The organism is Mesorhizobium sp. M7A.F.Ca.CA.002.15.2.1 (assembly GCF_003998715.1).
GTDB lineage: Bacteria > Pseudomonadota > Alphaproteobacteria > Rhizobiales > Rhizobiaceae > Mesorhizobium > Mesorhizobium ciceri.
In genome coordinates this window covers 1-2821 of the sequence record NZ_RZPI01000701.1, presented here as the reverse complement: position 1 = coordinate 2821, position 2821 = coordinate 1, and the positions used below count along the sequence as shown (strand labels likewise).

Annotated in this window: 4 protein-coding genes and 1 tRNA gene; 3 read left to right on the top strand and 2 right to left on the bottom strand. The window is 62.5% G+C overall.

The features are described 5' to 3' along the window. The first annotated feature begins 57 nt into the window (after positions 1 to 57). Positions 58 to 504: a YcgN family cysteine cluster protein gene (locus ENZ74_RS27825; RefSeq protein ID WP_013530173.1), complete on the top strand. Its 447-nt coding sequence runs from the start codon at positions 58 to 60 to the stop codon at positions 502 to 504. Between the two features lie 254 nt (positions 505 to 758). After that, positions 759 to 1115, top strand: a complete 357-nt coding sequence (locus ENZ74_RS27820; protein ID WP_013530174.1) for a hypothetical protein — start codon at positions 759 to 761, stop codon at positions 1113 to 1115. Between the two features lie 213 nt (positions 1116 to 1328). On the opposite strand, the gene ENZ74_RS27815 is transcribed toward ENZ74_RS27820, so the two are convergent. Beyond that, positions 1329 to 2042, bottom strand: a complete 714-nt coding sequence (locus tag ENZ74_RS27815; protein WP_013530175.1) for an SIMPL domain-containing protein — start codon at positions 2040 to 2042, stop codon at positions 1329 to 1331. A 134-nt stretch (positions 2043 to 2176) separates the two neighbouring features. Here ENZ74_RS27815 and ENZ74_RS27810 point away from each other — a divergent pair. Beyond that, positions 2177 to 2252: transfer RNA gene (locus ENZ74_RS27810), tRNA-Ile, on the top strand. A gap of 37 nt (positions 2253 to 2289) precedes the next feature. Here the strand turns inward: ENZ74_RS27810 and ENZ74_RS27805 are convergent. Beyond that, positions 2290 to 2821, bottom strand: a 532-nt coding sequence (locus ENZ74_RS27805) for an integrase core domain-containing protein (RefSeq protein ID WP_164761259.1), incomplete at its 5' end; no start/stop codon positions are given.

Below are 2821 nucleotides of genomic sequence, written 5' to 3'. Positions count from 1 at the left end.
GCATTTACCGCAGCCGTCGCACAGCGATTCCCACTCGGCCGGGGCCACATCCGGGAAATGGAAACGCCATTCTGGAAAACCAAGGCGCTGGAGGCGATGAGCCCGGCCGAGTGGGAATCGCTGTGCGACGGCTGCGGTAAATGCTGCCTGTCAAAGCTTGAGGACGAGGACACTGGCGAGATCTACTGGACCAGCGTCGGCTGTCGGCTGTTCGACGCCGAGACCTGCCGCTGTTCGGACTACGCCAACCGGCTGGCGCGCGTTCCCGATTGCGTCGGGCTGACGCCGCAGAATGTGCGAACCATCAGTTGGCTGCCCAGTACCTGTGCCTATCGGCTGGTTGCCGAGGGCCGCGACCTCTACTGGTGGCACCGGCTGGTGTCTGGCAGCGCCGAGACCGTGCATGAAGCCGGCATCTCGATGCGCGGCCGGGTCAAAGCGAGTGAAACCGATCTTGCCGAGCCGGAAGACTATTTTGACTATGTGCTGGACGAGGAGCCGTAGGACCAGCGGCGGCGAGCAACAGCCTTACGTTCCACGACTTCCGGCCAATCCGCGGGCTCGGAATAGGGCGCCGAGTCAGGCATTCCGGCCTTCACCAAGGGCTGGGGACGGTGGCGAATGGCCGGAACTTCCTTCTTCCCGCCATATGAACCGGAGATGAACGGCAGGTTCGTAAAGAGTTCAGACAGGCAAGCGCATTCTCCCCCCATCGGTTCACGAGGACGGGCGAAGGCCCGCAAAAAGGAGAGAAGACGATGTTCAACACGATCAAGACGGCAGCCCTTTCGGCCCTGGTCGGTCTCGGCACACTGGCGGCCGTTCCCGCCCACGCCGACAGCCTCTATCTCGGCTTCGGCAACAACAACGACCCGCGTTTCGGCGTCTATACCGGTGACGACGGTTATCGCCATCGCCGTGATGAACGCCGCGGCGACTGGCGCCGTGGCTGTTCGCCGGACCGCGCCCTCGACAAGGCCGAACGCATGGGTCTCCACCGTGTCCGCATCGTCGACGTCAACCGTCGTACGGTGAAGGTGGCGGGCCGCCAGGACGGCGACCGTGTCGTGGTGGTGTTCGCCAATGAGCGCGGCTGCCCGGTTATCTATCGCTGAGGTTCGACAATTAAGGCCGACCCCTCTTTGAGGGTCAGCCTGGCAGCATGATCTTTAGCAAGATCAGCTGGGACTAGCGGAGCCCCTTTCCGTTTGAAGGGTGTGGCTCGAAAAAACCCCGCGGGAGCAATCCCGCGGGGTTTTTCATGCGCGCTATTGGCTGGTGATGCATCGGTGGCTGGGCAAGACCCAGCCACGGATCCTCAGAGCCGCTTACTTCAGTTCGAAGGTGACGGTCACCTGGACATTGTAGGAATTCTCGCCGGCCTGCACGGGAGCCGCGCCACCCGCCGCGGCATCGAAGGCCTTGGCGTTGATCGGCATCGGCGCCGGCGCAATGTTCTGATCTGATATCTCGAGCACCCGGCCGAGGCTGGCGCCTGCGGCCTCGGCCAGCGTCTTGGCCTTGGCCATGGCGTTGGCGACCGCCTTCTTGCGCGCCTCGGTGACCGTGGCTGCCGGGTTGTCATTGGTGAAGGCGATGCCGCCACCCTGGTTGACGCCGAGCGACACCGCCTTGTCGAGGATCTCGCCGGTCTTGTCGACATCGCGCACCCGCACCGAAAGCGTGTTGGTCACCTGATAGGCGACGAGTTCGGCTTCCTGGCTGCCGTCCGGCTTGTTGGTGTAGTTGTAGCGCGGGTTGATCTGGATGCCGGCGGTCTGCAGGTCCCGGTCCTTGATGCCGGCGGACTTCATCGCCGCGATCACGGCGGCCATGGCGTCATTGTTGGCGTCGAGCGCGGCGCGCGCGGTCTTGGCCTCGCGCATGACGCTCAGCGTCAGGACCGCCAGATCGGGGGCCACGGTTGCTTCGCCTTCGCCCGACACGATGATGCGGGGCGGCGTCGGCAGATCGGTGGCTCCAGCCATCGCCGGAAAAGCGATTGCAGCGGCGAGCGCGAGAGGCAAAAGATGTCTGGTCATGAAAATCTCCTTGGTCTGCGATCAAGTCGCAGACGTCGCGTAGAGCGCGATTATGGGTTGATTTGGGCGATCTGGGGAAGCCCGTCGGGAAAGCCTTGTGCCGCGATGCGAAAAACATTAATCCAGCCCGCGTGGGGCCTGTAGCTCAATGGTTAGAGCCGGCGGCTCATAACCGCTTGGTTGGGGGTTCGAGTCCCTCCGGGCCCACCATTACCGTTAGGTCCGTTCCGGACACATAGGTTACGGTTTATACCGGAGACATGGGTAACACTTTTGGCCCGAAGGGGTTTTGGAGTGGTTCGAGCCTGCATGTCTCATCGTCGAAATATCCCAAATCATAGTCCATGAAGCTAGCCAGCCAGATATGGTCCTCGACCTGTTTGATTCCGACGGTCTGGCCGGCAAAGACAAGGCTGAGGTTGATCTTCTTGCGGTTATAGCAGATGCGGCCGCAGGTGGTGACGGTGACGGCCTTGTCGTGAAACGGGTGGTCGAGATCGGGCAAGCCGGTGTAGGGACGCGTTGAGGGCGTGTAGCGCTCGGCCGGGCAGTCCATGTCGAGCGCCTGGTGCGGGCGTTGTGAGTTGAACTCGTCGATGAAGTCATCGAACCTGGCCTGCTGTTGAAGGAAATTGGCGCCGGCCGGTTTGGTGGTCTCCTTCTTGAGGGTGAGGTGCATGCGCTCATGGCGGCCATTCTGCTGCGGACAGCCCGGCTTGATGCGCTCGATGTCGATGCCCAGGCGCAGCCACCAGACCGACAGTTTGCTGAGATTGAAC